18 protein-coding genes, 1 rRNA gene and 1 pseudogene are annotated in these 22,165 nt (G+C 61.3%); 11 read left to right on the top strand and 9 right to left on the bottom strand.

Annotated features, from left to right (window positions below):
- The first annotated feature begins 48 nt into the window (after window positions 1–48).
- The 4 genes from rrf (at window position 49) to ACZ5M5_RS25965 (ending at window position 3,878) form a co-directional block, all read left to right on the top strand.
- Window positions 49–164: ribosomal RNA gene (rrf, locus tag ACZ5M5_RS25980) — 5S ribosomal RNA — on the top strand.
- A 148-nt stretch (window positions 165–312) separates the two neighbouring features.
- Window positions 313–972: a paraquat-inducible protein A gene (locus tag ACZ5M5_RS25975; RefSeq protein WP_060740609.1), complete on the top strand. Its 660-nt coding sequence runs from the start codon at window positions 313–315 to the stop codon at window positions 970–972.
- Window positions 959–1,582 carry a paraquat-inducible protein A gene (locus tag ACZ5M5_RS25970; protein WP_060740610.1) on the top strand — a complete coding sequence of 208 codons (624 nt, stop codon included), beginning with the start codon at window positions 959–961 and terminating at the stop codon, window positions 1,580–1,582. Before ACZ5M5_RS25975 ends, ACZ5M5_RS25970 begins: the two co-directional genes overlap by 14 nt.
- Complete coding sequence (locus tag ACZ5M5_RS25965) at window positions 1,575–3,878, top strand: PqiB family protein (protein ID WP_464738172.1); 2,304 nt, start codon at window positions 1,575–1,577, stop codon at window positions 3,876–3,878. The genes ACZ5M5_RS25970 and ACZ5M5_RS25965 overlap by 8 nt, the downstream gene beginning before the upstream one ends.
- A 190-nt stretch (window positions 3,879–4,068) precedes the next feature.
- Here the strand turns inward: ACZ5M5_RS25965 and mksF are convergent, their stop codons facing one another.
- From mksF to mksB, 3 genes are read right to left on the bottom strand one after another with little or no spacing between them, the layout of a single operon-like run.
- Entirely contained in the window at window positions 4,069–6,909 is a 2,841-nt protein-coding gene (gene mksF / locus ACZ5M5_RS25960) for an Mks condensin complex protein MksF (protein ID WP_060740612.1), read from the bottom strand.
- Window positions 6,906–7,607 carry an Mks condensin complex protein MksE gene (gene mksE / locus ACZ5M5_RS25955; protein WP_003205590.1) on the bottom strand — a complete coding sequence of 234 codons (702 nt, stop codon included), beginning with the start codon at window positions 7,605–7,607 and terminating at the stop codon, window positions 6,906–6,908. The genes mksF and mksE overlap by 4 nt, the downstream gene beginning before the upstream one ends.
- Window positions 7,597–8,877, bottom strand: coding sequence for an Mks condensin complex protein MksB (gene mksB, locus ACZ5M5_RS25950; protein WP_060743131.1), 1,281 nt, complete (start codon window positions 8,875–8,877; stop codon window positions 7,597–7,599). The genes mksE and mksB overlap by 11 nt, the downstream gene beginning before the upstream one ends.
- 181 nt (window positions 8,878–9,058) lie before the next feature.
- Here mksB and ACZ5M5_RS25945 point away from each other — a divergent pair, with 181 nt between their 5' ends.
- Together ACZ5M5_RS25945 and rimI are read left to right on the top strand one after the other, a co-directional pair.
- Entirely contained in the window at window positions 9,059–9,838 is a 780-nt protein-coding gene (locus ACZ5M5_RS25945) for an energy transducer TonB (RefSeq protein ID WP_192264316.1), read from the top strand.
- Window positions 9,831–10,283 carry a ribosomal protein S18-alanine N-acetyltransferase gene (gene rimI / locus ACZ5M5_RS25940; protein ID WP_047229376.1) on the top strand — a complete coding sequence of 151 codons (453 nt, stop codon included), beginning with the start codon at window positions 9,831–9,833 and terminating at the stop codon, window positions 10,281–10,283. Before ACZ5M5_RS25945 ends, rimI begins: the two co-directional genes overlap by 8 nt.
- Before the next feature lie 446 nt (window positions 10,284–10,729).
- On the opposite strand, the gene ACZ5M5_RS25935 is transcribed toward rimI, so the two are convergent.
- A complete protein-coding gene (locus ACZ5M5_RS25935; RefSeq protein WP_060740614.1) occupies window positions 10,730–11,134 on the bottom strand; it encodes a hypothetical protein in 405 nt (134 codons plus the stop codon).
- A 132-nt stretch (window positions 11,135–11,266) separates the two neighbouring features.
- On the opposite strand from ACZ5M5_RS25935, the gene can reads away from it, so the two are divergent.
- Window positions 11,267–11,911: a carbonate dehydratase gene (gene can, locus ACZ5M5_RS25930; RefSeq protein ID WP_003185433.1), complete on the top strand. Its 645-nt coding sequence runs from the start codon at window positions 11,267–11,269 to the stop codon at window positions 11,909–11,911.
- Window positions 11,912–11,921: 10 nt separating this feature from the next.
- Here the strand turns inward: can and ACZ5M5_RS25925 are convergent, their stop codons facing one another.
- From ACZ5M5_RS25925 to ACZ5M5_RS25915, 3 genes are all read right to left on the bottom strand, one after another.
- Window positions 11,922–12,449: an SET domain-containing protein gene (locus tag ACZ5M5_RS25925; protein WP_060740616.1), complete on the bottom strand. Its 528-nt coding sequence runs from the start codon at window positions 12,447–12,449 to the stop codon at window positions 11,922–11,924.
- Between the two features lie 180 nt (window positions 12,450–12,629).
- Entirely contained in the window at window positions 12,630–13,799 is a 1,170-nt protein-coding gene (locus ACZ5M5_RS25920; protein ID WP_060740617.1) for a hypothetical protein, read from the bottom strand.
- A 113-nt stretch (window positions 13,800–13,912) separates the two neighbouring features.
- Entirely contained in the window at window positions 13,913–15,331 is a 1,419-nt protein-coding gene (locus ACZ5M5_RS25915; RefSeq protein ID WP_024618910.1) for a short-chain fatty acid transporter, read from the bottom strand.
- A 128-nt stretch (window positions 15,332–15,459) separates the two neighbouring features.
- Here ACZ5M5_RS25915 and ACZ5M5_RS25910 point away from each other — a divergent pair.
- The 4 genes and pseudogenes from ACZ5M5_RS25910 to ACZ5M5_RS25895 all read left to right on the top strand — a co-directional run.
- Window positions 15,460–16,326, top strand: a pseudogene (locus ACZ5M5_RS25910) (PAS domain-containing protein); the annotation flags it as partial.
- Window positions 16,327–16,434: 108 nt separating this feature from the next.
- Window positions 16,435–16,866, top strand: coding sequence for a methyl-accepting chemotaxis protein (locus ACZ5M5_RS25905; protein ID WP_371856606.1), 432 nt, complete (start codon window positions 16,435–16,437; stop codon window positions 16,864–16,866).
- A 91-nt stretch (window positions 16,867–16,957) separates the two neighbouring features.
- Complete coding sequence (locus ACZ5M5_RS25900; RefSeq protein ID WP_060740619.1) at window positions 16,958–17,512, top strand: DUF2975 domain-containing protein; 555 nt, start codon at window positions 16,958–16,960, stop codon at window positions 17,510–17,512.
- A gap of 7 nt (window positions 17,513–17,519) precedes the next feature.
- On the top strand, window positions 17,520–17,753 hold the full coding sequence (locus ACZ5M5_RS25895) for a helix-turn-helix domain-containing protein (protein WP_060740620.1): 234 nt from the start codon (window positions 17,520–17,522) through the stop codon (window positions 17,751–17,753).
- On the opposite strand, the gene ggt is transcribed toward ACZ5M5_RS25895, so the two are convergent.
- Both ggt and ACZ5M5_RS25885 read right to left on the bottom strand, forming a co-directional pair.
- Complete coding sequence (gene ggt / locus ACZ5M5_RS25890) at window positions 17,735–19,588, bottom strand: gamma-glutamyltransferase (protein WP_464739456.1); 1,854 nt, start codon at window positions 19,586–19,588, stop codon at window positions 17,735–17,737. The genes ACZ5M5_RS25895 and ggt overlap by 19 nt on opposite strands.
- A gap of 151 nt (window positions 19,589–19,739) precedes the next feature.
- Window positions 19,740–22,124 carry a penicillin acylase family protein gene (locus ACZ5M5_RS25885; RefSeq protein ID WP_464739454.1) on the bottom strand — a complete coding sequence of 795 codons (2,385 nt, stop codon included), beginning with the start codon at window positions 22,122–22,124 and terminating at the stop codon, window positions 19,740–19,742.
- Window positions 22,125–22,165: the final 41 nt, after the last annotated feature.

The following is a 22,165-nucleotide window of genomic DNA, read 5'->3' as shown; positions in this document are numbered from 1 at the left end:
CCCATTCGCTGGAACGTGACCGCAAGGCACGCGCTGGCTACCGAATTTCTTGACGACCATAGAGCATTGGAACCACCTGATCCCATCCCGAACTCAGAAGTGAAACGATGCATCGCCGATGGTAGTGTGGGGTTTCCCCATGTGAGAGTAGGTCATCGTCAAGATTAAATTCCGAAACCCCTATCTGCTGACGCAGGTAGGGGTTTTGTTTTGCCCGTCATAAAAGTCTGCGAACGCTCGTAATAAATTTGCACAGTTATTTTCGAGCTGGAGCACTAGAATAGCCCCACCTTAGCTGAGCCAGAGCTGTTTATGCCCGATCCGTCAGACGCTGATAGGTTGCCAGATCTCCCCCTGGGCGATTTGGTTGCGTGTCATGAGTGCGACTTGTTGATGCGCAAGCCCCAACTGGCCCATGGCGAAAAAGCCGAGTGCCCCCGCTGCGGTTATGAGCTTTATGCTCACCGGCACAATGTAGTCGAACGCAGTCTTGCGTTGGTGATCGCCGCCCTGCTGTTATATGTGCCGGCCAACTTTTTACCCATCATGCAACTCAATCTGCTTGGGCAGTCCTCCCAGGACACCGTCTGGAGTGGCGTAGTGGGTCTGTTCGATACCGGCATGCAAGGCGTCTCGGTAGTCGTGTTCCTGTGCAGCATGGGCATTCCGTTACTCAAGTTGCTTTGTCAGTTGGCTGTGCTGCTGACCATTCGCCTGGACGTTGGCCGTAGCTACGGTTTGTTGCTGTACCGCATTTATCACCATCTACGGGACTGGGGAATGCTCGAGGTTTACCTCATGGGCGTGCTGGTGGCCATCGTCAAGTTGGCAGACATGGCAGCCATCACCGTAGGCCTTGGCTTGGTGTGTTTCATCAGTTTGTTGCTGGTCCAGGTCTGGCTGGAGGTGGTGATGTCACCGCATCAGATCTGGCAGGCGTTATCAGGAGAAGATGCCCATGCGGGCGATTGATGCCGGCATTCTGGTTTGTACGGAATGCCATGAATTGAATCGGCAGGACGCTGAGGCCGACAAACAAACCTGTACTCGCTGCGGCGCGCTGATCCATCCCCGTCGCCCGAACAGCTTGATGCGAACCTGGGCATTGTTGATCACGGCCGCGATTCTTTATATCCCGGCCAATATGCTGCCGATCATGACCATCAACTCACTGGGCCAGGGCGCCCCGAGCACCATCATGGCCGGCGTCATCGAGTTGGTTCACCACGGCATGATTCCTATCGCCTCCGTGGTGTTCATCGCCAGTATCCTTGTGCCGACCTTCAAGCTGGTGGGCATCGCTTTGTTATTGTTTTCCGTGCAGCGGCACCAGCCCATGTCGGCGCGGCAGCGCATTCTTATGTACCGTTTCATCGAGTTCATTGGTCGTTGGTCGATGCTGGATATATTCGTGATCGCCATTCTGGTGGCGGTGGTGAATTTTGGGCGGCTCGCCAGTGTCGAAGCCGGTCTCGGCGCGATTGCTTTCGCCAGCGTAGTGATTTTGACAATGATTGCCGCAGTAACCTTCGATCCCCGACTGATTTGGGATAACACGGAGTCGGATAACGACCATGACTGATTTGCCTACCGCTAAAACCCGACCGGCCTCGAACTGGTCAGCCATCTGGGTCTTGCCGCTGATCGCCTTGATCATCGGCGGCTGGCTCGGCTGGCGGGCTTATACCGAGACCGGAATCGAGATCACTGTGCGCTTTGAGAGTGGTGAAGGCATCCAGGTCAACAAAACCGAAGTCGTCTACAAAGGGATGACGGTCGGTAAGGTGACGGCGCTCACACTCGATGACGAAGGCAGTTCCAAGGGCGTGGTCGCGACGGTCGAGATGAACAAGGACGTCGATCAGTATCTCAAGACCGGCACACGTTTCTGGCTGGTCAAGCCGAGCGTGAGCCTGGCTGGGATCACCGGTTTGGAAACCCTGGTGTCGGGTAACTATGTGGCGATCAACCCGGGTGAGGGGGAGTCGACCCGTAAATTCAAGGCCCTGGCCGAAGAGCCGCCGCTGTCGGACGCCAAACCGGGTTTGCACCTGACCCTCAAGGCTGACCGACTGGGTTCGCTGAACCGCGGCAGCCCCGTGTTCTACAAACAGATCCAGGTCGGCCAGGTGAAAAGTTACCTGCTGTCCGAGGATCAGAGCAAAGTCGAGGTCAAAGTCTTCATCGAGCCGACCTATGCCAGCCTGGTTCGTAAACACACGCGTTTCTGGAACGCCAGCGGCATCAGCATCGATGCCAACCTGTCGGGTGTGAAAGTGCGCAGCGAGTCCCTGGCCAGCATCGTGGCCGGCGGTATTGCATTCGCCACACCGGAAAGCCGCAAGGACAGTCCTCCAACGGATCCGAGCCTGCCGTTTCGTCTCTACGAAGACTTTGATGCGGCCGCTGCGGGAATCCGGGTGAAAGTCAAACTCAGCGACTTCGAGGGATTGCAGGCCGGGCGTACGCCGGTGATGTACAAAGGCATCCAGGTCGGCAGCCTGAAGAACCTCAAGGTCGATCCGGACCTGGCCAGCGCGACGGCTGAACTGACCCTGGACCCCTTGGCCGAAGATTACCTAGTCACCGGCACACAGTTCTGGGTCGTCAAGCCATCGATCTCCCTGGCAGGTATCACCGGCCTGGAAGCGTTGGTCAAGGGTAACTACATTGCCATACGTCCAGGCGATAAGGGCGGTGCGCCGCAACGGGAATTCGAAGCCAGGGCGAAGGCACCGCCACTGGACTTGCGCTCGCCGGGGCTGCACCTGGTCTTGCTGACCGAAAACCTCGGATCGCTGGAGGTCGGCAGTCCGATTCTCTATAAGCAGGTCAAGGTCGGCTCGGTGCAGAGCTATCAGTTCTCCCGCAAGAAAAAGCAACTGATCATCGGTGTGCACATCGAGAAGGAATATGAAGGGCTGGTCAACGGTTCGACGCGATTCTGGAACGCCAGTGGCATTACCCTCACCGGTGGTTTGACAGGCGGGATCCAGGTCAAGAGTGAGTCCTTGCAAAGCCTGATGGCCGGTGGCATTTCCTTTGAGACGCCAGAACCCAATGTGCCGTTGAAAAGGCGCGTTCCACGGTTCCGTCTGTTTGAAGACCGCGAAGCCGCACAGCAGAGGGGCACGGTCGTGACGATCAAGGTCGACCGCGCCGATGGCTTGCGCAGCGGTACGCCGATCCGTTTCAAAGGGCTGGATGTGGGCAAGATCGAAGAGGTCGATCTCAGCGCCGACATGCAATCGGTGTTGCTCACTGCGCGTATCACCGAAGTGCCGGAGCGTATCGCCCGGGTCGGGTCTCAGTTCTGGGTGGTCAAGCCTGAGTTGGGGTTGATGAAGACCTCCAACCTGGAGACGCTGGTCACAGGCCAATACATTGAAGTGCAGCCTTCGGCGAAAAACCTCGGGCCACAAAAAAGCTTCGTGGCCTTGGCCAACCCACCGGAAAGCGCTATACCCGAAGCGGGTCTGAGCCTGGTGCTGAGTGCGGCCCGCCGTGGTTCGTTGAAGATCGGCGTGCCGGTCACCTATCGCGAGATCACGGTGGGCAAGGTCACCGGTTATGAACTGGGCCAGACGGCGGACCGGGTGTTGATCCATATCCTGATCGAGCCCAAATATGCGCCACTGGTGCGCAGCGGCACACGCTTCTGGAACAGCAGTGGCTTCGGTTTGGACTTCGGTCTGTTCAAGGGTGCGACGGTGCGAACCGAGTCGCTTGAAACGCTGATCCAGGGCGGTATCGCGTTCGCAACGCCGGACGGTGAACGTATGGGCAATCCGGCCCGAGCGGAGCAGACCTTCCCGTTGTTCGATAAGTTTGAAGACGAATGGCTGACCTGGGCGCCGAAGATCAGTCTTGGCAAGTAGTTGTGGCGCTATCGCGAGCAAGCTCGCTCCCACAGGGATGCAGGATCGTTCATCCAGAAGCAGCAGTCCAATGTGGGAGCGAGCTTGCTCGCGATGAGGCCATCCGTTGCACTGAAGACTAAAAACTGGCGCAATAAAAAAGGCCGCGGTCCAAATGGACCGCGGCCTTTTTCATGCCCGGCTATTCACTTCACACCGGATCCAGCTCCGGCTCGTCGGCCTGCACATTCACCGTGGCCTTCACCGCATCGTGACGACGGATGTATTTCCAGTCCGCTTCGTCGATGTAGATGCCGTTCGGGCCGCTGCCGCCTTCCAGGTCGATGGCGACACTGGCGCAGACTTGCGGTTTCACACTGGCGAGGATCGGCACGAAGCCCAGTTGCAGGCTGGTTTCCAGCAGTGCCGCCTGGTTTTTCTCGTCGATGTCCGCCGCTTCGTCCAGGTAGTAAGGCAGGCGCACGCGGCCGGCTTGTTCGCGGTCCATCAGGTGCAGCAACAAGTACATGTTGGTCAGTGCCTTGATGGTCATGGTGGTGCCGTTGGACGCCGCGCCGTCGATGTCGGTGTGGATCACAGGCTGGCCGTTGACCTTGGTGATCTCGAACGCCAGTTCGAACAGGTCCTTGAGGCCGAGCTGGTTGTGATTCGCCGCCACCAGCCGCGCCAGGTACTCCTTGGCTTCTTCGTTCTTGTTGTCCTGCTCGGCGCTCTGGCTGAGGTCGAACACCGACAGCGTCTCGCCTTCCTCGTACTGACCGGCGCTGTGGATGATCTGGTCGATGTGCTTGAGCGCTTCCTTGTTCGGCGCCAGGACGATGCGGAAGCTCTGCAGGTTGGACACCTGGCGCTTGTTGATCTCGCGGTTGAACAGCGCCAGTTGATGCTCAAGGCTATCGTAGTCGCTGCGGATGTTGCGCAGGGTCCGGGCGATGTCGGTCACGGCCGCACGGCGTGCCTTGCCCAGGGTCAGGGCCTCGTCGGTGCGGTGGGCATAGGCGTTGATCAGCAGTTGCAGGCGCCGCTCCATGTCATCTTCGCTGTCGAACTTGGCCACGCCCTTGAGGCGCACCTGGGCATACAACGCTTCGATCTGGCCATCGACCCGCAGCAGCCCTTGCCAGCTGTCCTGGTAGTCGTTGAGCAGCGGCAGCAGGTTGTCCATGGAATCGTCGACCGGGTCCATGAACGGCGTGCCGAACGGCAGGTCCGCCGGGAGCAATTGACGACGGCGCAGGGCGTCGTCGAGGGTGCGTTGCTTGGCTTCCATGTCGGCGATCTGTCGGCCCACCAGTTGCAACTTGGCGGACAATTGCTGGACGCGTTCGGTGAAGGCATCGCTGGAGCGCTTGAGTTCGTCCTGGGCGGCTTCCATTTGCGCCAGTTGCTCGAGCTTCTCGCCTTCCTCGGCGCTCAGGGTCTGGCTGCGACGGAAGTCTTCCAAGGCTTTTTGCGCATCCAGTACCTGCTGGTACAGCGCCTCGGTCTGGGTCTTGCTCGCGGCGCGGTCGGCGGCCACGGCTTGTTGGGTCTTGAGCTGCTTGAGTTCTTTTTCCAGACGCTCCTTCTGGTCCCGCAGCGCGGCACGGTCGGCCAGGGCTTGCAGGGCGGGTGGCTCGATGTGGGACAGGTCGATGGACAGCCCCGGCACTTCGAAGCGCTCACCCTTGAAGCCGTCGAGGATCAGCTCCATGGATTTGACCCAATCGCCGTTCTCGTCCAGCGCGATGCCGTGTTCGCCCAGGGGCAGGCTGAACAGGGCGCTGTTGAACAAGCGCATCAGGCGTTCGACATCCTGCTGGGAGAATTCTTCACGCAGGCGGGCATAGCTGTTGTTGTCGGCGTGATCGAGTTGCTGCTTGACCGACTTCAGGCGTTTTTCCAGGTCCCGCAGGCGCTCTTCCAGGTCTTCGGCGCTGAATTGCCGGGACTGGGCCAGGGCGCCGGCCAGTTCGTCGTGGGCGTCCTTGGCGGCGAGTAGTTGCTGTTCCAGGACCTTGACGTCATCCACCAGGGCAAAGCGATGCTTGAGCACCGACAGCTCGCCGAGCCAGCGCTGGATGCCGCTGATTTCCCGTTCCAGGCGCATCAGCTCCTGGGTGCCACCGCGCTGATCGTTCTGCAGCGAGTCCTGCTCGTTGCGGTAGTGTTCGGCCTGGATAGTCAGCTCTTCCTTGCGCGCACTGGCGTAGTCCGACCAGGTGCCCAGCAACGAATCGAGCAATGGCGAGAGGCGATGCAATTTGCCGCGCAGGACATCGCGCTGCTTCACGCCATTGGCCAGGGCTTCCACCAGCGGGCCGGCGGCCACGAGGGAGTTGTAGTCCTGTTCCATGCGGCGTACGTCGCGGAAGGCTTCTTCGCACGCGGCGATGTAGTCCACGCTGCCGGAACGCAGGCTGTGCTCGAACGCATCGAGGAACAATTGCTTGAGCTTGGCCGCGGTGATTTCCCGCATGTGCAGCAGGTTGATGAACAGGGCGCGGAAGGTCTTGAGGCTTTGTTCGCTGGTGGAACGCAGCGGGATCAGCGTCAGGTCCAGCGGGATCGAGGTGTGACCACCCACCAGCAGGCGTCGCAGTTCATCCGGCTTGAGTTCGTAGGCTTTCAGGCCTTCGCGCTCCAGGTTGGTGAACAGCTCTTTCTGCCGCAGGCAGGTGTCATTTTTCTGATAGTGGGCCAGGTCCAGTTTACCGGCATAGGCAAAGAACTGGTGCCCGAAACCGCCGCCGGGACCTCGACCGACCACGCCAATGACGTGCGGGCCGTGGGGCAGGGCGACTTCCACCAGGATGTAGCTGGTGTCCGAGGCGAAGTAGAAACGCCGGGACTGCTCCAGGCTGTACTTGCCGAAGCTCATGTCCGACATGCGCGCCAGGATCGGGAACTGCAAGGCGTTGATCGAGGCGGATTTACCCAGGTTGTTCGCACCGTAAACCGACAGCGGTTCTTCCAGCGGGAACAAGCCAAGGCTGTAGCCGGCGGTGTTCAAAAGGGCAAAGCGGCGGATGCCGTAGCGTTCCTTGCTCATGCGTCGGTCTCCTGTTCTTCGGCAATGGCGCGGGCCAGGGCGTCTTCTTCGCTTTCACCTTCGAATTCGCTGAGGTCCAGCGGATCATCGGTCTGCAGCAGTTTTTCGTCGCTGTCTTCGTCGATCAATACCGGTACTGGCAACGGCAGCACGCTGTGCAGGCTGGCGGCCAGGTCGCGGTCCTGCTGGACCGAAAGGCAGACGTCGAGGAAGCGGTGCATCGGCGGCAGGAAGCGGTACACGCCGTTTTCTTCGCTGGCAAAACCCAGTTGGGTCATGCGGCGCATGATTTTTTCTTCCAGCTCTTCCTGGGTCTGTACTTCGGCCTGGATGAACAGGTCGCGGTATTTTTCCAGCAGCGAAGGCAGCTCATCGCGGCCCAGGCTGCCGCCGTCGAGCACGGCAATCGGGTCGCGGCCCTGGTCGGCCAGGTGCTCGACCAGGATGAAGGTGAACAGGGCCAGGCGCTGGGCGGTCTTGTTCACCGCCGCGGCGGCCAGGTCCGGCACGAAGTAGTAGAAGCCACGGGTGTCGCACACCAGCTCGAAGCCCAGGGCCTTGAACAGCGTGCGGTACTGGTCCTGGAAGTTCGACAGCTGGGCGTACAGCTCCGGGTCGCGGCGGCTGACGTGGTAACCCTTGAACAGCTCGCGGAAGATCGGCGCCAGCTGGGACAGTTCGGATAGATCAAGATGCATGGGGGATGCTCGCAGAATCCTCGGCGGCGGTGTCGCCGGCCGAGAGCAGGGCGAAGGAGCGCAGGCTGACCTGATGCTCGTGAGTGTGGTAGTCGCGGCGCTCCAGGCGCTCGCGCTTGAAGCGTTTTTCCCGCGACAGGCGCGAGAACCAGTACAGCAATTCGTCGGTGGCGCCGTCCGGTTCCTGTTCCAGCAACCAGGTCATCAGGTCCGGCATCGGCAGGGCGTCTTCGCAACGCTCGACCATCTCGCGCACGGTGCGTGGCGCGCGTGGTGCTTCGCCACCCTTGTGGGTCTTGTGGGACTTGGGGAAGCGCGCCGGTTTCGGTTCGAAGCGGGCCAGGGCATAGACATAGGCTTCGACCTGGCTGGCACTGCCCAGGAAGGTGCTTTGCGGCCGGGTGAACAGCGGCATGGCGGCTTGCGGCACGGCATCGATGCCTTTGCGGCGAATGGCGGCCAGGGCCAGTGCGGCGCCACGGGTCACGGCGTTGTGGCGGCGGGCTTCTTCGCGCAATGGCAGCAGCAGTTCGCGGGCATGGCGCAAGGTCAGCTGGGCGCTGGTCTGCATCTCGAGGATGCGCGCGTGGGTGCGCAGCAGCATGTCATCGTCCACCAGGTGCCCGAGGCGCTGCTGTTCGGTGAGCATGCGCAACAGCACGTTCTCGACCTTGCGTACGCCTTGCTCGAAGGCGCCGTCGGCGTTCACCAATTGGATCATCGGCTCGACGTATTCGTCCCAGGTCGCCAACACTTCGGCGTAGCGTTGACGTAGCGGGATCTGTCGGTCGCTGGTCTTGGCCCGTTCGGCCACGGCCACCAGGGCCTGTTCGTCGTTGGCGAGTTTCTTGAGGACGTCGCGCACGCGCATGTCCAGCAGGCGCAACTGGCGTGCCAGGTCGTTGCCGTCGCGAATGTCGAAGGCGTCCTGGATATAACCGGCCAGGCGCTCGAGGTGGCGCAGGTAGGCTTCGATTTCCAGGCACAGGCCCAGGCGGTGTTCGCGGCGCAGGTAGGCGAGGAAGTCGTGGATCTGGGCGTTGAGCTCGAAGCGGTTCGGGCTTTTCGCCACCGGTACGAGGATGTCCAGGCGGATCCACACGTCCAGCAGGTTGGTGATGTCCTGGGGCGTGCTGTCCAGTTGTTGGGCGGCCAGCTGTGAACGCAATTCGTTGAGGCTCAGGGTGCCCTGGTCGAAGTGCTCGCACAAAGGTTCCAGCAATGCCCAGTGTTCAGCGAGGGCGCGCAAGACGCGCTTGGGTTCGATCATCGCAATGGCCGTCGGGTTGGCAATTAAAAGCGGCGATTGTACTGCATCGAGCCGGTTGCGATTCACCCCTTGGACGGACTGTCGTTCGCTATCGATCAACAATTGCTCCAACAGGGAAGCGATCCGCGGCGAAGGGCGGTAGAATCGCTTCCACTTTCAGTTATCCACAAGTGGCCGACCCTTGCTTATCGAGTCCCGTCGCCGCGCCTATCTGACCGCCATGCAGGTGGTCAACTGGCTGCCGCGTACCGAATTGCCGTTCGCCGCCCCGTCGCGGCCCGAGCTGTTGGAAGCGCCCGAGCCCGAGTACATCGCGCCGGCCGTGACGGCGCCTGTGGCCAAGACAGTCGCCGAGCCGCCCGCGCCAGCCCCCGAGCGACCAAAAATCGAAGTGCCGCGCCCGAGCCTGGCCTCGACCCGCACCAATGCCAAGCCGGTGGAAGAGGTGGTCGAGGCGCCGCCCAAGGCTCCCTACGTCGCCCCACCGCGTTTCGCCCTGCAACTGCTGCGGGCCGGGCGTTGCCTGCTGTTGGTGGAGTTGCCCACGGGCGAGCCGTTCCAAAGCCGCGATCCGGCCTATTTGCTGCTCAAGGACATGCTGCGTGCCGCCGGTCTGCCGGACAGCCCGCAAATCATCGGCGAGCCGGTGCGTTGGCCGTTGTTGTCACGGGGCACCATGGACCAGGGGCCGGAAGCGGCGCGGGATTTCGTCCAGGGCTTCGTTTCGGCTCGGCTCGAAGACGAGCCCTGCGTGTGCCTGTGGCTGATCGGCCTGCCGGCGGTGAAGTTTGCCGGTGAAGCGGATGCCGAAGCGTTCAATCGCGAACTGCAGGTCGAAGGCCTGGGCTCGGCCTGGGCATTGCCCGGGTTGGAACTGTTAATGGAGACGCCACAGCGCAAGGCTGATGTCTGGCAAGCCATGCGCCGGCTGATGGCGCGCTGGAAAGAATCGAATGAGTGACGCTGTATCGTTCCGCCCGATGACCGAGGCGGACCTCGACGCTGTACTGAAAATCGAATACGCGGCCTACAGCCACCCCTGGACTCGCGGGATATTTCTCGACGGGTTGGGCAAATACCAGATATGGCTGATGTTCGAAGGCCAGCAGCAAGTGGGCCATGGCGTGGTGCAGATCATCCTGGATGAGGCGCACTTGCTCAACATTACCGTCAAACCGGAAAACCAGGGCCGTGGCCTGGGGTTGCGCCTGTTGGAACACCTCATGTCCATCGCCTACAAGGCCGAGGCCCGGGAATGTTTCCTGGAGGTGCGCGACAGCAACCGCACGGCGTTCCGCTTGTATGAGCGCTATGGCTTCAACGAAGTGGGCCGACGTCGGGATTACTACCCGGCGGTGGGGGGCCGTGAGGATGCGGTGGTCATGGCGTGCACCTTGGTGGACTGACGCGCCGTGACCCCATGTGGGAGTGAGCTTGCTCGCGAAGACGGCGGTATATTCGACATCGATGCAAACTGATCCACCGCTATCGCGAGCAAGCTCGCTCCCACAGGGGCTTGGCGGTGTGCATCAAGTTTGTGATCAACACAAAACCATGTGGGAGCTTGCTCGCGAAGACGGCGGTATATTCGACATCGATGCAAACTGATCCACCGCCATCGCGAGCAAGCTCGCTCCCACAGGGGCTTGGCGGTGTGCATCAAGTTTGTGATCAACACAAAACCATGTGGGAGCTTGCTCGCGAAGACGGCGGTACATTCGACATCGATGCAAACTGATCCACCGCCATCGCGAGCAAGCTCGCTCCCACAGGGGCTTGGCGGTGTGCATCAAGTTTGTGATCAACACAAAACCATGTGGGAGCGAGCTTGCTCGCGATGGCGATTGCCGGGTCAACGCTTGCCATCCAACGGGTCGATATCGGCCATCTCCGCTTCGTCCAGCCCGTCGCCTCCACCGATGTCATTTTCGTGCACGATGCTCAGGTCCCAGTCAGCCCGTTCGTCGTCGCCGGCCTCAAAGGCATCCCGGGCGCCGTCTTCGTGGATGAGGGTTTCCGGGCTCATGTCGTCATCGGTCGGTTCGTGATCATCCGTCGAGGCGCCTGTCATGCCCGCTGCTCGCACGCGTTCACGAGGCATCAGTTGTTCGCGTTCGTCTGGCGGCAATTCGTCGCCGATTTTCGCGCTGGGCTGCTCGTCGTCGAACTCCAACTCATGCATCGAGCCCATGCGATCTTCATTGTCGTCGATGGGTTCCGGTTGCGTCGCATCGAAAGGGCGTCGTGAATCATTCATGGCATTTCCTCATACTGTGGGCCTTACTGGTGTCGACCGACAGCGCAGCCAGGAATTCCAATGCATCGCCGACGTGACCTCGACCGGCGCTCGTCTGTCACAGTTGCGCACTCTCTATCGAGGCTAGACAGCATGAACGAATTACAAGATCTGATTGATAACAACGCGCGCTGGGCCGATGCGATCAAGCAGGAGGATCCTGACTTTTTCGCCAAGCTGGCTCGTCAGCAAACCCCGGAGTACCTGTGGATCGGCTGTTCCGATGCGCGGGTGCCGGCCAACGAGATCGTCGGCATGCTGCCGGGCGATCTGTTCGTGCACCGCAATGTGGCCAACGTGGTGCTGCACACCGACCTCAACTGCCTGTCGGTGATCCAGTACGCAGTGGACGTGCTCAAGGTCAAACACATCCTGGTCACCGGCCATTACGGCTGTGGCGGCGTGCGTGCCTCGATGCAGGACCGCCAACTGGGCCTGATCGACGGCTGGCTGCGCTCGATTCGCGACCTGTACTACGAGCATCGCGAGGCGTTGGGCCAGTTACCGACCGAAGAAGAGCGGGTCGACCGCCTGTGCGAACTCAACGTGATCCAGCAGGTAGCCAACGTCGGCCATACCAGCATCGTGCAGAACGCCTGGCACCGTGGGCAGAAACTGTCGATTCATGGCTGCATCTACGGCATCAAGGACGGACGCTGGAAGAGCCTGGACACCACGATCAGCGGTTTCGAGCAATTGCCGCCGCAGTATCGGCTGCGTCCGGTCGGCGCGCCCTGACGCCGGCTCGTCAGTCGCGGTGACACTGACGACGCCAGTGCCGTAGAAATGTCATTCCCTGCTCATTGGGCGGTTCGTCATAGCCGGTAATCCAGCCATGACAGTTGTACGAACCGCACCGGCAGGCGAATTGGCGATACAGTTTCTGTTCGGTACTGGCGTAGTCCATCGTCAGGCAGTCGCCTTCATCGATACGGGCCAGTGACCACAGCCACAGTTCGCTCATGTCGAGGAATACATTCGGGTTGCAGGAGTGCAGCAGCAATCCGGCGAAGCGTGGGTCATACATGTGCACGTCCGGCAGGATCTGCAACGTGTGCAGGCGCCGTCGGCTCACCAGCAACCCCGACACCCTGCACATCCTCGTCATGGGTGCGAAGGACTTGCGGGCGATGATGCCGTGGCCGCGCCCGTCGGTCGTCTGGTGCACTTCAAAATCGTGCACAGAGGGGTAGCCCAGGCGGGTGCTGAGTTGTTTTTCCGGATAGATGCAGTCCCGGTGTTGGGAACAGGTGTCATCGCGGATGAACAGGCTCATGACAGTCCTTGTCGGTGATAGACACTCGACTTGCTGGCGCCGGCGATCCTGCCGACGGTCGTTGAAAAAGCTTTTGATAGCTTCGCCCAAGTCCAGGGCCGTATCTACTGTCGAGTCTGACAGGAGCCAAAAGCGCTTTCCCGTGTCAGCGCAAGCTTACGCGGGAAGGCGCCTCAAGGTTTACACCGCCTCGGCAGGCAGCGGCATGGGCACTTTAAGTTGCGGAAGTTGCGACTTGATCGCTGGCGTTTCGCATTTTTTCGCTGCATCTGCCTCGCTCAGCTTGCGCACCGAGGTGTAGAACAATTCGCAGGTCTTTTCCTTTTGCGTGACCTGCCAGGTCTGCGTGCACTGGTTCAGCAGGGTGCTCGGGTCGGTGCCCGGCTTGCTGCCCATGCCGGCTTGCCAGCAGGCGGCGCTCAGGTCCTGGCCCATGACTTTCAAGCCGGCGGCATCGGCCTTGGCTTCGTCACCGTCGTAGTTTTCCTTGTCAGCGGCATACCAGATATAGCTCGGGTGGTTGGAGCCCAGGACCGGGACCTTGACCCCCGCGGTCGGCGTGATGGTCGCCAGGCCGAGCACGCCAACGGTCTGGCCGTACTGGGTCTTGATCCAGTTCCGAACGGGTGCTCCGAAGGCCACCATCGGCAATGCGGCGCCGCTGGCGGTTTGGGTGACCTGTGTGACCATGGTGGTCTGGTAATCGTTGAAGTAGCTGTAGAGCCCCTCCAATGTGCTGCCAGCATTGGACGGCGCTGCGATGGGCGCGATGTCGATGATGGTCTGGTAGGCCGGCGTCTGTTCAACGGCAATGCCGTTGACGGTCAGCAGCGTGGCCCAGCGATCAGTGGTCGCCGACTCCAGGTAATCCTGGGCCTGGGTCAGGGAGTAATCCGGCGGGAAGTGCAGCAACTCGACACTCTTGCGGTTTTCCAGGGCCATGCCCAGCGGCAGGAACAGGTACCAGTTGTAGGACCATTTCTTGTCGCTGTTGAGTTTCGAGGCACCGTTGTACGCCAGGTCCCCGGCGTCGAGCAGCGCCTTCAGCGGTTGGCCGTAGTTCTTGGGCACGCCGTCGATGCTGGCATAGACCTTATCGTTGTCGATGTTGACCTGGACCTTGGCGGTGTCGTAGCCGTCGCGCTGCACACTTTGGGTCAGGTAATGCTGGACGGTCTGCTCCAGGGTCCAGTCGCGAAAACAAATGACGTTGCAGTTGTTGGGGTAGGCAAAGAGGCGGGTGACGCGCTCGGTGCTGCCCAGCTGTACGTCGATCTTGGTGACGTCGGCGGCGTGGACGGTGGCGCTCAGGGTAAGGGCGGCAAGAGGGAGTACTGCGAGTTTGAACATGCTCAGATCCTTTTCAGCGTGAGGGACCCTCAAAAGCAGGGCGTATCCATACTGAAACAGACCGAGCCGAAGAAGAAGTGGGCCGATGGAAATATCGGCCCTTTTTTATGGCTTTATGGCATCACTGGCGGCAAATAACTCAAGGTCGTCCCCAGCGCCCACAGCAGCGCCAGCACCAGTGGTGTATGCACCAGCAACTGCACGAAGGAAAAACCGATCAAGTCCCTCGCCTTCAGCCCCAACACTCCCAACAGCGGCAGCATGTAGAACGGATTGATGAGGTTGGGCAGCGCTTCGGCGGCGTTGTAGATCTGCACGGCCCAGCCCAGGTGATAGTTCAGGTCGTTGGCCACCTGCATGACGTAGGGCGCTTCGATGATCCACTTGCCGCCGCCGGAAGGAATGAAAAAGCCCAGCACCGCCGAATAGACGCCCATCAGCAAGGCGTAGGTGTCATGGGAGGCGATCTGGACGAAAAAGGTCGAGATATGGTGGGCCAGGGTCTGGGCATCGCTGCCCTTGACCGTGGTCAGCAGCGCGGCGATCGAGCCGTACAACGGGAACTGGATCAACACGCCCGTGGTGGTCGGCACCGCGCGGGCCACGGCGTCGAGGAAGCTGCGCGGCCGCCAGTGCAGCAAGGCGCCCAGCATGATGAACAGGAAGTTATAAGTGTTGAGCCCGGAAATGGCACTGATCGCAGGCTTGGTCGAAAACTCGTGGAACAGCCAGCCGGCGGCCAGCAGTACCAGGGCGATGGTCAGCAGCGGACTGTGCTCCAGCCATTCTCCGGGGCGGGTACGGGGCTGCAACGCGGGCATGCTGAAACTCGGGTCGATCCCGCAGGCGGCGGCGTCACGGGCGCTGTTGGGGCCGGGAGCGGTGGCGTAGGCGACAATCAACGAGATCACGATCAGCGCCAGCAGCATCACGCCAGACTGCCAGAGGAAAATCGTCTGGGTGAACGGAATGACGCCGGTAATCGACAGGATCGAAGGTGGCAGGCTGGCCGGGTTGGCCTGCAGTTGCGCCGCCGACGAAGACAACCCCAGCGCCCACACCGCGCCCAGGCCCAGGTAGGCGGCGGCACCGGCGGCGCGGTAATCCATCTTCAGGTCGGTGCGGCGGGCGAGGGCACGCACCAGCAAGCCGCCAAACACCAACGACAGTCCCCAGTTGAGCAACGACGCGACCATGGAAATCAGTGCCACCCACGCCACCGCGGAGCGACCGTTGGTCGGAATGCGCGCCAGGCGATCGATCAATTTGACGGCGGGCGGCGAGCTGGCAACCACGTAACCGCCAATCACCACGAAGGCCATTTGCATGGTGAATGGGATCAGGCTCCAGAAGCCGTCGCCGAACGCCATGGCCGCTGCCGTGGGCGTGGCGCCGATGAATTGCGTCGCCACGGCGACCACCAGCACCGCCAGTGCGGCGAAGACCCAGGAGTCGGGGAACCAGCGCTCGGCGAAACTGGAACAGCGCAAGGCGAAGCGGGCCGAACGGCTGTCTTCGATGTCAGTGGTCACGGCAATTACCTCGTTTTTATGGTTATGGGGTATTGATGGCGGCAAGGCTCAAAGGTCAGGGCAACAGTAGAACAATCCAGTGACCGTGGAAGGCTTATCGGGTTCGAGGTCACCCGGGAATATTTTCAATGGGGCTCGCGGCGCTCTTTAGAAAAAAAATGCCGGGCCGATGGCAAGAGAACAGCCTACTAATTCTTCTGCTGTTCCTGGAGCTGCCCATGTTCAACAACCGCCTGAAGCAGGAGCTACTGGCTCTTCGCCAAGAACTGTCCAGCCTTATGCAAGTCAAGGAAAGCCTGGACCGTGAAATGCTTGGTCTCACCCTGGATGCCGATGGAAGGATTCAATCGGTCAATCAGAATTTCCTCGACGATATGAACTACAAGAGCCAGGACCTGATCGGCCGGTCTATGGATGAGTTGGTTCCCGCGTATTTGAAATCCAATGAATTCCAGGCTCGCTTCAAGGCGGCGCTGACCCGTGGCGAACACTTCTCCGGTGCCGTGCGCTTGCTGCGGGGCAATGGCCAGGAGGCCTGGCTGCGTTCGATCCTCCAGCCTGTACGGAATGCCGACGGGCGGATCCGCTTTTTTTCGATGTATTCCAATGACCTGACCCGCACCATCGAGGGTTCCCGTGAACATGAAAACCTCATCGGTGCGTTGGTGCGTTCAACGGCGGTGATCGAGTTCGATCTGGGCGGTCACGTACTGACGGCCAACGAGCGCTTCCTCAGTGCCATGGGCTATAACCTCGCGCAGATCAAGGGCAAGCATCACCGCATGTTTTGTGAGCCCGAGGAATACAACAGCGCGGAATATCAACAATTCTGGAAGCGGCTGAACAGTGGCGAGTTCGTGGCCGGGCGCTTCAAGCGCGTCGACAGCAACGGCCGCGAGGTCTGGCTGGAAGCCTCCTACAACCCGGTGCTCGATGCCAACGAGCGACTGTACAAAGTGGTCAAGTTCGCCACCAACATCACGGACCAGGTCAACCAGGAAAAAGCCGTCGCCGAAGCGGCCAACATTGCCTACAGCACCTCGTTGCAGACCGACAACAGCGCCCAGCGCGGCACGACTGTGGTGACCCAGGCCGTGGACGTGATGCGCGACCTGGCCCGGCACATGCAAACCGCTGGCGAAGGCATCGAGGCGTTGAACGAGCAATCCCAAGTGATCGGTACCATCGTCAAGACCATCAGCGGCATCGCCGAACAGACCAACCTGCTGGCGCTCAACGCCGCCATCGAAGCGGCCCGGGCCGGCGAGCAAGGACGGGGCTTTGCGGTGGTGGCCGATGAGGTGCGCCAACTGGCATCGCGTACCAGCCAGGCGACCGAGGAAATCGTCGGCGTGGTCCGCCAGAACCAGGACATGGCCCGCAACGCCGTGGCGTTGATGACCGACGGCCAGCACCAGGCCGAACATGGCCTGGCCCTGGCCGCCGAGGCGGGGACGGTGATCGTCGAGATCCAGGACGGGGCGAAGAAGGTGGTCGATGCCGTGAGCCAGTTTGCCAATCAGTTGTCCACGTAGAGAGAGTATTATTGTTTTTTACATATTAATTATTGTTTTGCGATAATTTAATGGCTATGTTTTGGGCTCCCTTATTCTGTTGGAGCCTCACATGCACTCGAATCGTCTTGCGCTGTACAGCCAGCGGATGGCCGCCGTCACCCTTGTTTTCATGGTCGCGATGATGGTCGTCAACGCCGTGGCCTGGCTGTACCCTGAAGCGGCCTCCCGATACGGCCTGGGGTTTGCCCTGACCGAGCGGCAGCTGTCGAGCTTGCCTGAAGAGACGATGCGCTTGACGGGGTGGCAGCGCCTGGGCGGGATACTGTTGACGAGCATTCCCTTGCTGGCCCTGGCGGTCGGGCTCACCAACTTGCGCAGGCTCTTCAAGCACTACGCCCAAGGGCAATACTTTTCCACTGCAGCAGCGGTTTACCTGGGAAATGCGGGGCGCGCGGTGGCGTTGTGGGTGCTGCTGGACTTCATCTGCGAGCCGTTTCTCAGCCTGCTGGTGACGATCAATGCGCCGGTCGGCCAGCGATTGCTGACCTTCAGTATTACCGCACCGTCTTTCGTCGCTTTATTTCTTGCCGCCTGTATTGCGATCATTGCCCGGATATTGTCCCAGGCCAGTGAAATCGATTCAGAAAACAGAACATTCGTTTGAGATCCCCATGCCCATCGTTATTCAACTCGATGTGATGCTGGCCCTGCGCAAGGTCAAATCCAAGGACCTTGCTGCTGCAATCGGCATTACTGAAGCCAACCTTTCCTTGTTGAAACAAGGAAAGGTCAAGGGCATACGCCTGGCGACCCTCGAAGCCATCTGCAGCTATCTGCACTGTCAGCCCGCGGATCTGCTGGTCTATCAACCGCAGGGCGAGGGCGATCAGTCGCCCAGCGCTTGACCCTCGCGCCTTGGATCCGCACCGCCGGCCAACGAGGTTTTCCCTTGCGCGTCACGCACCCGGACAATCGCCTGGGTGCCGCTGTTCATGTCGATCTCGCTCACCTCATGGCCTTTGTCTTTCAGCGCCTGGATCAGTGCCGGGCTGAACTGTCCTTTCTCCAGTTCGGTTGGGCCGTTGCGGCTGCCGAAGTTGGGAAGGTTGATGGCGGTTTGCGGGTCGAGGTCCCAATCCAACAGGCCAATCATTGACTTGGCGACGTATTCGATGATCTGGGAGCCGCCGGGGGAGCCGACAGCGGCCACCAGTTCTCCCCGACGGTCGAAGATCAGCGTCGGTGCCATGGACGAGCGTGGGCGCTTGCCCGGTTCGACGCGGTTGGCGACTTTTTGCCCATTCTCTTCGGGGATGAACGAGAAATCGGTCATCTGGTTGTTGAGCATGAAGCCCTGGACCATCAAGTGTGAGCCGAACGCCGATTCCACGGTCGTGGTCATGGACACGGCGCCACCCTGGTCATCCACGGCCACCACTTGCGAGGTGGAAATACGCAGGGGGGAACGGTCCGGGGCGTAGGCCACCTGGATGCCCGGTGGTGTCCCGGGCTTGGCGACGCCCATGCTACGAGGGCCGATCAGGCTGGCGCGGCTGGCCAGGTAGCCGGCATCGACCAAGCCTTTGAGCGGCACGGCGACAAAATTGGGGTCGGCAATGTATTGGGCGCGGTCAGCATAGGCCAGGCGCTCGGCTTCGGCGATCAGGTGCACCGCTTCGGGGGTCGGTTCAATGCCGGCGGGCTTGGCGGTCTTGACCGGTTTCAAAGGCGCGAGGGCCGCGTGGCTGTCGCGCTGTTCCAGGGCCTGCAACGTTCCGAGGATCTGCGCCACGGCAACCCCGCCCGAAGACGGTGGTGGCATGCCGCAGACTTGCCAGCGCTTGTAGTCGGTGCACAACGCTGGTCGCTCCCGTGCGGTGTAGCCTTGGAGGTCATTGAGCGAAAGGCTGCCGGGGTTGGCGTGGTTTTGTACCTTGGCGACGATCTCCTCGGCGATCGGGCCTTTGTACAGCGCATCGGGGCCTTCGTTGGCGATGCGCTTGAGCACGCCGGCCAAGGCTGGATTCTTCAGCACCGTGCCAACCGCCTTCGGGCTGCCATCAGCGTTGAGAAAGTAGGCGGCCATGTCTGGCGAGCCCGGCAAGGACGGGTCGGTAGCGATCAACGTGTGCAGGCGGGGTGAAATCGCAAAGCCTTGTTCCGCCAGCGTGATGGCTGGCTCGAACAGCGTCGCCCATTTGAGGCGGCCATGTTTGCGATGGGCCAGTTCCAGCCCACGCAACACCCCCGGTGTCCCCACGGAGCGACCGCCGATCTGGGCGGCGGTAAACGGCATGGGCTTGCCGTCGGCTTGCAGGAAAAGTCTTTCGGTGGCGCCAGCCGGTGCCGTTTCGCGCCCGTCGTAGGTGCGCACGGCCTTGCCATCCCACAGCACAATGAACGCACCGCCACCGATGCCCGAGGATTGCGGCTCCACCAGGGTCAGCACGGCCTGCATCGCGATGGCCGCGTCGATGGCCGAGCCGCCGCGCCGCAACATCTCGCGCCCGGCCTCGGCCGCCAAAGGATTGGCCGCAGCGGCCATGTGCTTCTCGGCGTAGCGGGTCTGCAGATCGGTGCGGAAGCCGGAGATGACCTCCGGTGGGGCGGGCAATGCCGGTGTCGCTGTGGAGGAGAGTGGCGCCTTACAGGCCGCGAGTGTTAGAGCGACAGCCAGCAGCGAAACGGCTGACAGGCGATGAAAATTCGGTTTGAGGTCTGTAGGCACGTGTCGCTCCATCCGTGGTGTGGAATATAGAGAACGACTGTAGCGATGGGAGGTGTAGGGCGCAAACCAGAAGCCGAATTGTTCACGCGCCATCCCCAGTCTTGAGGGCTCGACAGCGCATTTGCCACGCCGCAGTGTGGCGTGGCATCCAGGGCCGATGAACCTAAGGGGCGGGCGTCAGTGTCAGGGTGCCTTGGGTATGCCGGGCCACGTCCGTCGATGAAAGGTGCAAGGCCTGGTACTCGCCGCGCATGAAGGGCAGGACCTGATCCTCATAGTGGCTGTTGAACGGAACGCCACTCTGGCCCACCGGGAGTATGCCGAGGGCTTTGTCCGGCGTGGCCAGGTCGATGACCCGTCGCGTCGAGGGACCGTAGGTGACCGACCAGGGCGCCGGACTCAGCGGTGCGGAGAAGTTGTTCGGCACTTCGTGGCTCCCGGGGGCCGGGTAAGGGCCTGCGTTGAGCAGCGGTGCCAGCCATTTCTGGCTGCCAAGCGGATGCGCCTGCGTCAGTTGATGCACCTTGCCCCATTGCCACTGCGTGGCGTCGTCACCCAGGGTGGCCTGCAGATGGGCGATGCTGGTGTTCCAGGCACGAACGATCACGTCGGCCCGGGTCTGCACGTCCGGTTGTGTCCTGTCCTTCCACCAGGGCGAGTACTCGTCGGCGACCAGACGCGGCAGCGCAGCGTCTATTACGCGGGTGCTCAACAGGTTCTGGAACATCATATCGCCCAGCTCATCGTGCAGGGCGCCATAGCTCAGGTCATAAAGGAACTGTGTGAACAGCGTGGCGTCGATCGAGTCCAGCGGGTAGTCGCCCTGCCACTGCGCAAGCTTCTCCAGCCACTGGCGTTGGCGCGGGTCGGCAATCGCCGCGCGCAGGATCGGCAACACCGGTTGCAACACACGTTGGGCATAGCCGGTCTGGGTGTCGAGTTGCAGCCGGGTGCTTTTTTCGATGTTCCATTGATCGTCCCGGTCCAGTTGTCGGGTCAGGCGTCGACCTCGGTCGGGCAGGTTGTAATAACCGGGTATCGCCATGCCATCTGGCGAGGCGGGCTGGGCGTTGGCGGAGACGATGTAGCCCCTGGCCGGGTTTTCTTCATGCGGGTTGGCGCTGAACGGGTAGTAGCCGTCCTTGTCGGCCTCGGGGGTGCTGCCGTCGAGAATGAAATCCGCGGTGACCTGGGGCGGGCGCCTGGGCAATCGCGCAGCCGCCCACCAGGCGATGTCGCCTTGGGCATTGGCGTACACCACGTTGAGTCCCGGGGCCTTGATCAGTGACGCCGCCGTGCGAGCCTTGTCCAGCGTGTTGGCGCGGTTGAGCTGATAAAAGGCATCCACCACCGGGTTATCGCCGTCCAGGTACGACCACCAGAGGGCGATGGGCCGGCCAGGGGCATTGTCGCCCAGCGCATCATTGATGATCGGGCCGTGGGGGGAGCGGCGCAGGCGCAGCATGACCGGTTCGGCATCACGCACCTCGATACTCTGCTGTTCTTCCTGCATGGCGACCCAACGGCCCTGGTACCAGACTTCATCGGGGTTGTCGGGATTGGTGGTTTCGCCAATCAAGTCAATGTCATCGTTCTGGAACATCGTGAGGGTCCAGGCGAAGTCGTTGCTGTGCCCCAGCAAGGCGAACGGCACGAGGCTTTCGTAATCGCCGTAGAGTTCGAAACCGGGGGCGTTGAGGTGGGCTTCGTACCACACCGATGGTACGGAAAAACGGATATGCGGGTCACCCGCCAACAACGGCTTGCCGCTTTGCGTGCGCCGGCCCGAGACAACCCAGGCGTTGCTGCCCTCCATCTGCGGTAGCCCGGAATGGTTCACGGCCTGTTCGCTGAGCTGCGCCAGCGCCGCCATCGATTGCCAGTCGGTGGCGTTCAGTGCCTGGCTGCCAAGGGCGCCTCTTGGGTCCCAACTGCGATCGAAAATGGCCAGGTAGGGCGCCCCCAGCGTGTCCTTGACGTAGGTCAGCATGGGTTCGGTACGAAACGCAGCGGCGAAGCTGTAGGCCATGTAGCCGACCACGCTGTAGACGTCCTGGGCGGTGAACGGCCTCTTCTCAATACCGAGCAAGTCGAACTCTACAGGGCGTGGATTTTCCATCTGATAGGCGTTGATACCGTCCAGGTACGCCTGCAACGCCTGCCAGGTCGCGCTCTGGTGATCGGCATGCGCCACCTGCCAGTCTGCTTGTTCACGGATACGCAGGGTGCGGAACAGTCTGTCGGTGGGCAGCAGCTTGCTGCCCAGTACGGCGGCCAGTTCACCGCGGGCCAGGCGCCGGAGCATTTCCATCTGGAACAGGCGGTCCTGGGCATGCACGTAACCCAAGGCTCGGTATGCGTCGGACTCGTTGCCGGCAGTGATATGCGGTACGCCACGCTCATCGAACCGCACCTCGACTGGCGACTGTAGTCCAGGCAGGCTGGCCAGCCCCTGTCGCTGCGGTTGCTTGCCATAGAGGTAGATGGCGATCACGGTAACGCCGATCAGCAGCGCCGCCGCAACGAAGACGCCGATGCGCTTGAGCATGCGTGGTTTTGCAAGGGGCGTGGGGGGCAGGGGGACGTTGA

Source organism: Pseudomonas sp. Van50 (genome assembly GCF_055390755.1).
The sequence above is the reverse complement of the archived record's forward strand: the minus strand, read 5'-3'. Positions and strand labels throughout refer to the sequence as shown.

Excerpts from the sequence above, each read along its gene's own strand:
- ACZ5M5_RS25895 (WP_060740620.1), top strand. The coding sequence starts at position 17,520 with ATGCCCATCGTTATTCAACTCGATGTGATGCTGGCCCTGCGCAAGGTC.
- ACZ5M5_RS25965 (WP_464738172.1), top strand. The coding sequence starts at position 1,575 with ATGACTGATTTGCCTACCGCTAAAACCCGACCGGCCTCGAACTGGTCA.
- rimI (WP_047229376.1), top strand. The coding sequence starts at position 9,831 with ATGAGTGACGCTGTATCGTTCCGCCCGATGACCGAGGCGGACCTCGAC.
- can (WP_003185433.1), top strand. The coding sequence starts at position 11,267 with ATGAACGAATTACAAGATCTGATTGATAACAACGCGCGCTGGGCCGAT.
- mksF (WP_060740612.1), bottom strand. The coding sequence starts at position 6,909 with ATGAGCAAGGAACGCTACGGCATCCGCCGCTTTGCCCTTTTGAACACC.
- mksE (WP_003205590.1), bottom strand. The coding sequence starts at position 7,607 with ATGCATCTTGATCTATCCGAACTGTCCCAGCTGGCGCCGATCTTCCGC.
- ACZ5M5_RS25975 (WP_060740609.1), top strand. The coding sequence starts at position 313 with ATGCCCGATCCGTCAGACGCTGATAGGTTGCCAGATCTCCCCCTGGGC.
- ACZ5M5_RS25885 (WP_464739454.1), bottom strand. The coding sequence starts at position 22,124 with ATGCTCAAGCGCATCGGCGTCTTCGTTGCGGCGGCGCTGCTGATCGGC.
- ACZ5M5_RS25920 (WP_060740617.1), bottom strand. The coding sequence starts at position 13,799 with ATGTTCAAACTCGCAGTACTCCCTCTTGCCGCCCTTACCCTGAGCGCC.
- ACZ5M5_RS25935 (WP_060740614.1), bottom strand. The coding sequence starts at position 11,134 with ATGAATGATTCACGACGCCCTTTCGATGCGACGCAACCGGAACCCATC.
- ggt (WP_464739456.1), bottom strand. The coding sequence starts at position 19,588 with ATGGAGCGACACGTGCCTACAGACCTCAAACCGAATTTTCATCGCCTG.
- ACZ5M5_RS25900 (WP_060740619.1), top strand. The coding sequence starts at position 16,958 with ATGCACTCGAATCGTCTTGCGCTGTACAGCCAGCGGATGGCCGCCGTC.
- ACZ5M5_RS25925 (WP_060740616.1), bottom strand. The coding sequence starts at position 12,449 with ATGAGCCTGTTCATCCGCGATGACACCTGTTCCCAACACCGGGACTGC.
- ACZ5M5_RS25970 (WP_060740610.1), top strand. The coding sequence starts at position 959 with ATGCGGGCGATTGATGCCGGCATTCTGGTTTGTACGGAATGCCATGAA.
- mksB (WP_060743131.1), bottom strand. The coding sequence starts at position 8,877 with ATGATCGAACCCAAGCGCGTCTTGCGCGCCCTCGCTGAACACTGGGCA.
- ACZ5M5_RS25905 (WP_371856606.1), top strand. The coding sequence starts at position 16,435 with ATGCGCGACCTGGCCCGGCACATGCAAACCGCTGGCGAAGGCATCGAG.